The 6329-nt window shown below is 73.9% G+C and carries 5 protein-coding genes; 1 reads left to right on the top strand and 4 read right to left on the bottom strand.

Annotated elements, in window-relative coordinates:
* Positions 1-235 precede the first annotated feature (235 nt).
* The 4 genes from HUW36_RS22955 to HUW36_RS22940 form a co-directional block, all read right to left on the bottom strand.
* Positions 236-1045: an inositol monophosphatase family protein gene (locus tag HUW36_RS22955; RefSeq protein ID WP_174530067.1), complete on the bottom strand. Its 810-nt coding sequence runs from the start codon at positions 1043-1045 to the stop codon at positions 236-238.
* Entirely contained in the window at positions 1038-1490 is a 453-nt protein-coding gene (locus HUW36_RS22950) for a response regulator (protein WP_174530066.1), read from the bottom strand. The genes HUW36_RS22955 and HUW36_RS22950 overlap by 8 nt, the downstream gene beginning before the upstream one ends.
* A complete protein-coding gene (locus HUW36_RS22945) occupies positions 1487-3265 on the bottom strand; it encodes a sensor histidine kinase (protein ID WP_174530069.1) in 1779 nt (592 codons plus the stop codon). Before HUW36_RS22945 ends, HUW36_RS22950 begins: the two co-directional genes overlap by 4 nt.
* Before the next feature lie 94 nt (positions 3266-3359).
* Positions 3360-4571 carry a PP2C family protein-serine/threonine phosphatase gene (locus tag HUW36_RS22940; protein ID WP_246248289.1) on the bottom strand — a complete coding sequence of 404 codons (1212 nt, stop codon included), beginning with the start codon at positions 4569-4571 and terminating at the stop codon, positions 3360-3362.
* 298 nt (positions 4572-4869) lie between these two features.
* Between HUW36_RS22940 and HUW36_RS22935 the strand changes: the two genes are divergently transcribed.
* Positions 4870-6329 (top strand): M28 family peptidase (locus HUW36_RS22935; RefSeq protein WP_174530065.1); only part of this gene is annotated, 1460 nt, incomplete at its 3' end.

The following is a 6329-nucleotide window of genomic DNA, read 5'->3' as shown; positions in this document are numbered from 1 at the left end:
AACGACCGGCGGACGCGCCGGCCGGTGAGCCTGGTCCTGGGCACTGTTGGTCCTTCCGTCGACCGCCGGCCCCCCGAGTCGACCGTGCGCGGCGGCGTCTCCGCCGGCGCCGGGCGGCGGCCTGCTGGCGGAGACCGCCGGTCACGATACCGGACCGTGCGCGTCGCGCCAGGCCGGCGAGGGCGCGGAGCGCGTAACGTCGACGCAGCGTGTCGCGGCCGTCGCCCAGCGCCGATCAGCGGGCCAGCAGCGCCGCGTACACCTCGTCCCAGATCTCCTCGTTCGCGGCGACCAGCAGGCCCCGGCCCTCGTCGGCCGGGTGGTAGTCGGTGCCGTCGAAGCGGCGGGCCACCCCGCCGGCCTCCCGCACGAGCAGCGTGCCGGGGGTGTGGTCCCAGGGCAGCGTGCGCCAGAACAGCACGAACTGCTGAACGCCGGTGAGGATGTCCAGGTATTCCCGGCCGGCGCAGTGCTGGCCGGGCAGCAGCTCACCGAGCCGCCGACCGCCGGCCTCCACGTCGCGGCGGAAGTCCGCCGGCAGGAACTTCGTCATCGCGGTGCCGCGCAGCGCGCCCGGCTCCGGCGCCGACCCGGCGGCCCGCACCGGCGTGCCGTCGAGCGTCGTGCCCGCGCCGAGTCGGCCGGCCGCCATCGTGCCGTCCAGCGGGTCGTAGACCCAGGAGGCCACCGGCACGCCGTCGGTGAGCAGCGCCGCCATCAGCGCGAACGGCCGCCGCCCGGCGGCGAAGTTGGACGTGCCGTCGACCGGGTCGACGAGCCAGACGTGGCCGCTGCCGTGCAGGTGCCGCAGCAGGTCGGGATCGTCGGCGACGGCCTCCTCGCCCACCACCACCGAGCCCGGCCGCAGCCGTCGCAGCCCTTCGGAGATCAGCTTCTCGGCCTCGCGGTCGGCGACGGTCACCACCTCGCCGGGCGCCTTCTCGGAGATGTCGGACGCGTCGAGCCGGCGGAACAGCGGCACCACGACGTCGGCCGCCGCCTCCCGCAGCAGCGCGCCGACGTCGTCCAGCAGCGGGTCAGCCACGCGGCGGCAACTTGACCACGCTGACGAAGAACTCGTCGATCTGGCGGACCACCGAGATGAAGCGCTCGAAGTCCACCGGCTTGGTCACGTAGGCGTTGGCGTGCAGCTGGTAGCTGCGCAGGATGTCCTCGTCGGCCTGCGAGGTGGTGAGCACCACGACCGGGATCCGCCGCAGCAGCTCGTCCTTCTTGATCTCCTCCAGCACCTCCCGGCCGTCGCGGCGGGGCAGGTTCAGGTCGAGCAGGATCAGGTCGGGCGTGACCGCGTCCGCGTACGGGCCCTCGCGACGCAGGTAGGCCAGCGCCTCCGCGCCGTCGGAGACGACCGTGAGGCGGTTGCGGAGCTTGTGCTCCTCGAACGCCTCCTGGGTCATCAGCACGTCGCCCGGGTCGTCCTCGACGAGCAGGACCTCGATCGGGCTCTTGCCGTCCGCAGGCGCGGTCATCCCACCGTCTCCTTCATGCCACCGTTTGTACCGTGTCCGTCCGCCCGCGCGGGCGACTCCTCGCGTACCGGGCCGTCCGGCTGAGGCGCGACCTCGGGTGGGGCGGCGTCGGCGCTCTCCCCGGTCGACGTCCCGTCCCCGGTCGGCCCCTCCACCGGGTCCGCCGCCTCGGCCTGCTCGGCGGCCTCGGCCCGCTCAGCCTGCTCGGCCGCCCGGGCCGCCTCGACGTCGGCCTCCAGTGCCGGCAGCGTGAACCGGATCGTCGTGCCCTCCTCGGCGCCGGTGTCCACCCAGACCCGCCCGCCGTGGTATTCCACGATCTTCTTGACGATGGCGAGCCCGATGCCGGTGCCCGGGTACGCGTCCTTGGAGTGCAGCCGCTGGAAGATCACGAAGATCTTGTCGGCGAACTCGGGCTCGATGCCGATGCCGTTGTCCCGGCAGCTGATCTCCCACTCGCCGTCCACCAGCCGGGCCGACACGTGCACCTTCGGCGTCACGTCGGGGCGGCGGAACTTCACCGAGTTGCTGACCAGATTGGCCAGCAGGTTGGTCAGCAGCGGCTCCTCGCCGCGGATCGTCGGCATCTCGTCCCAGGTCAGCTCCGCGTCGGCGTACTGGCGGGCCGCCTCGGTCTGCCCGGCCACGTCGCCCATCACCTTGTTCAGGTCGACCTCGGTGAAGCCGGTGGTCAACCGGCCGATCCGGGAGAACGCGAGCAGGTCGTTGATGAGCCGCTGCATCCGCTGCGCGCCGTCCACCGCGAACGCGATGTACTGGTCCGCGCGCTCGTCGAGCTGGCCGGCGTAGCGCCGCTGGAGGAGCTGGCAGAAGCTGGCCACCTTGCGCAGCGGTTCCTGGAGGTCGTGCGAGGCCACGTACGCGAACTGCTCCAGGTCACGGTTGGAGCGGGTCAGCTCCTCGGCCTGCTTCTGGAGCTGACTGTTGACCCACTCGATCCGTTCCCGGGCCTGGCGTACCTCGTCCAGCTCCTGGGCGATCTTCTGCCGCATCAGGTCGATGTCGTCGGCGAGCCGGCGGAACTCCGGCGGACCGGACCCCTCGATGTGGTGCTGGTAGTCGCCCTCGGCCACCTCCCGCACCTGGCTCACCAGGCCGGCCAGCGGGCGGATCAGGATCCGGTCGAGCGAGAGCAGCATGACCGTGCCGGCCACCGCCACCACCAGGGCCGCGATGATCAGCAGCACGACCAGCGTGTTGCTCGTCGTGTTGACCCGCGCGGCGGTCTCCTGCCGGACGGTGAGGACCTCGTCCTGGAGCGTCGTGATCGAGGCCCGGATGCCGTCGAACTGTTGCCGGGTCTGGTCGGTGATCAGCGCCTGGCCGGCGGCCGGACCGCTGCGCTCGGTGGTCGCGATCACGGGCTCGGCCACCTGGCCGCGCCACTGCGCGGTCTGCCGCTCCACCGCGTCCAGCTGCCGGCGCACGTCCGGGTAGCCGGCGGAGAGGTTCCGGATCGACCCGATCAGGTCCTGCTCGCGCCGCACGCCCTCCTGGTAGGGCCTCAGGTCGTTGCGGTCGCCGTTCACCGCGTACCCGCGGACCGCGGTCTCCTGGTCCAGCAGGACGCTCATCAGCTCCTGCGCCTGGACCCGCAGCGGGCCGGTCTTGAGCAGTACCGCATCGATGTTCTGCCGGTTCTTCGCGGCGACCGCCGCCTCCGCGGCGGCCAGGCCGAGCAGCAGCACCAGCACCACGCCGAGGAGCGCGACCACCCGCCGCCGAAGGGTCCACCCCTGCTGGTACGCCTTCACCGATCCCACTTCCGCTCGTTCCTCGGATTCACCGGTCACCGGGCCTGCACCGTTCGCGACTGCGGGGCTCGCAGACCCGGCTCACTCCTCGCGCTCACCGGCCACTGCCCCGGGTGACCAACAGCATCGCCACGTCGTCGGCCAACGGGCCGCCGTTGATCTGCTCGGCGCGGCCGACCAGCCAGGCGGGCAGCTCGGCCAGCGGTACCGCCCGGTTGGCCGGGTCGGACAGCAGATCGGTCAGACCCGGCACGTCCAGCCGCTCGTCGCCGCCGTCGACCCGACCCTCGATGAGGCCGTCGGTGTACATCAGCAGGGACCAGTCGTCGGTGTCGAACTCCAGGTCGAACGCGACGGGGCGGCGGGGTCGGACGCCGAGCAGCAGGCCGCCCTTGGCCGGCACCGGGGCGACCCTGCCACCGCTGAGCAGCAGCGGCGGTGGGTGGCCGGCGAGCCGCACGGTGGCCCGCGCCGACGCCAGGTCGAGCCGGGCGGTCGCCACCGTCGCGAAGATCTCCTGGAGGCGGCGTTCGCTCATCAGGACCTGCTCCAACGCGGGCAGCACCTCGTCGTCCGGCACCCCGGCCAGCACCAGGGCCCGCCAGGCGACACGCAGCTCGACGCCGAGCGCCGCCTCGTCCACCCCGTGCCCGCACACGTCGCCGACGATCAGGTCGATCCGGTCCGGTCGGGTCTGCACCACGTCGTAGAAGTCGCCGCCGATCAGCGCGGCATGCCGGCCGGGCCGGTAGAACGTGTGCACCGACACCTCGTCGGTGGTCATCAGCGGCTGCGGCAGCAGGCCGCGTTCCAGGCGGGCCGACTCGGCCTGGCGCAGCTCCACCTCGCGCAGCCGGCGGGCGTTCTCGTCGGCCCGCTTGCGCTCCACCGCGTAGCGCAGCGCCCGGGTCAGCAGGACCCCGTCCACCTGACCCTTGACCAGGTAGTCCTGCGCGCCCTCGGCGACCGCCACGATGCCCAGGTGCTCGTCGGAGCGGCCGGTCAGCACGCAGACCGCGGCGCCGCTGGCCATCTCCAGCACCCGGCGCAGCCCGTCCAGGCCCTGCGCGTCCGGCAGGCCCAGGTCGAGCAGGACGCAGTCCACGCCCATCACCCGCTGCCGGGCCTCGCTGAGGCTGGTGGCCACCAGCAGGTCGATCATCGAGTTGGTCTCGGCGAGCAGCTCGCCGACCAGGAAGGCGTCGCCCTCGTCGTCCTCGACCAGCAGCACCCGCAGCCGTTCGCCCGGTGGAAGGCCGCCGTGCAGCCCCGCACCGGCCCGCGGCACGACGACGGAACCCGGCACGCTGCTCCCCCCGTGCGGCCGGGTCACCGCCGCGAGGCGCGGGAGTTCGCTGGTGATGTCGGGCTCCTTCCGGGCGCCGTGGGCGATCCAGGCTAAGACAAACGGTCGCACACCACACGACCGCCGTCGGCACGGGTCGGCGGTGAACCTCTTCCACCCGGACAGCGGCACGGCCGACCACCGATGTTACGCCGGGAGCGGTGCCCGGGCGGCAAGGCACCGACCGGGTGGTGCCGCCGCGACGCCCGGGGGTGCAGGATGATGCCCACCCCCCGTAGATCCACCCCGAGGAGTCCCCGTGGGCGCACCCCCCACCCGCCCCGCCGACCGGGCGCTGACCAAGCCGCGCCGCCGGTTGCCCGCCGCCGTCGCCGCGCTGGTCGCGCTGCTCGCCGTCGGGGCGGGCGTCCTGCTCGACCTGTCCACCCCGGCGCCGCGCCCGGCGAGCGCCCCGGCCGACGAGTTCAGCGCCGCCCGGGCCTTCCGGAACGTCGAGGTGATCGCGGCCCGGCCGCACGTGGCCGGCAGCGAGGCCAACGACCGGGTACGCGAGCACCTGGTGGGCACACTGCGCGGGCTGGGCCTGGAGACGGAGGTGCAGGACGCGGTCGCGCCCGAGGCCGGGCAGCTCAGCGGCGCGGCCGGCGGGGCGACCCTGGCCCGGGTCCGCAACGTGGTGGCCCGGCTCCCCGGCACCGACCCGACCGGCAGGGTCTTCCTCGTCTCCCACTACGACTCGGTGCAGACCGGGCCCGGCGGCAACGACGACGCCGCCGGCACCGCCACCATCCTGGAGGTGGCCCGGGCGCTGACCGCCGGACCGCGCCCCCGCAACGACGTGGTCTTCGTGCTCACCGACGCGGAGGAGGCGTGCCTGTGCGGCGCCGCCGGCTTCGCCGCCGACCACCCGCTCGCCGCCGACGGCGGGGTGGTGCTCAACCTGGAGGCGCGCGGCTCCACCGGCCCGGTGATCATGTTCGAGACCTCGCGGAACAACGCGAAGCTGGTGGACGTCTTCGGTCGGGCCGCCCCGCACCCGGTGGGTACGTCGTTCGCGGTGGAGATCTACCGGGCGCTGCCCAACGACACCGACTTCACCGCCTTCCTCGACCAGAGGTTCGTCGGCCTGAACTCGGCCTACATCGACGGCGGGGCGATCTACCACACCCCGCTGGACGTGCCGGCCCGGATGGACCGGGGCAGCCTCCAGATGCACGGTGACAACGCGCTCGGCCTGGCCCGCGAGTTCGGCCGCACCGACCTGGGCGACCTGCGCGCCGGCCACGACGACACCTACTTCCCGGTGCCCGGCGGGCTGGTCCGCTACCCCGGCTGGCTGACCCTGCCGCTGGCCGTGGCCGCACTGCTCGCGGTGGGTGCGCTCGGCTGGCTGCTGCGCCGGCGCGGGCGGGCCACCGCCGGCACGCTCGCCGCCGGCGTCGGCCTGACCCTGGTGCCGCTGGTGGTGGCCCCGGTGGGCGCCTGGCTGCTCTGGACCGCGATCACCACGGTCCGCCCCGGGTACGCGGAGCTGCTCGACCCGTACCGTCCGGTCTGGTACCGGCTCGCCGTGGTGGCGCTCGCCGCCGCGGTACTCCTCTGCTGGTACGCGTTGAGCCGCCGCCGGGTCGGCCCGGCCGCGCTGGCGTTCGGCGGGCTGACCTGGCTGGCCCTGTTCGGGGTGCTGCTCGCCGTGCTGGTGCCCGGCGGGGCGTACCTGACGACCCTGCCGGCCCTGGCCGGCGCGGTCGCCGGCCT

Origin of the sequence: Micromonospora maritima (assembly GCF_902825405.1) — a bacterium.
GTDB lineage: Bacteria > Actinomycetota > Actinomycetes > Mycobacteriales > Micromonosporaceae > Micromonospora > Micromonospora maritima.
This window is presented reverse-complemented; position numbering and strand designations above follow the sequence as displayed.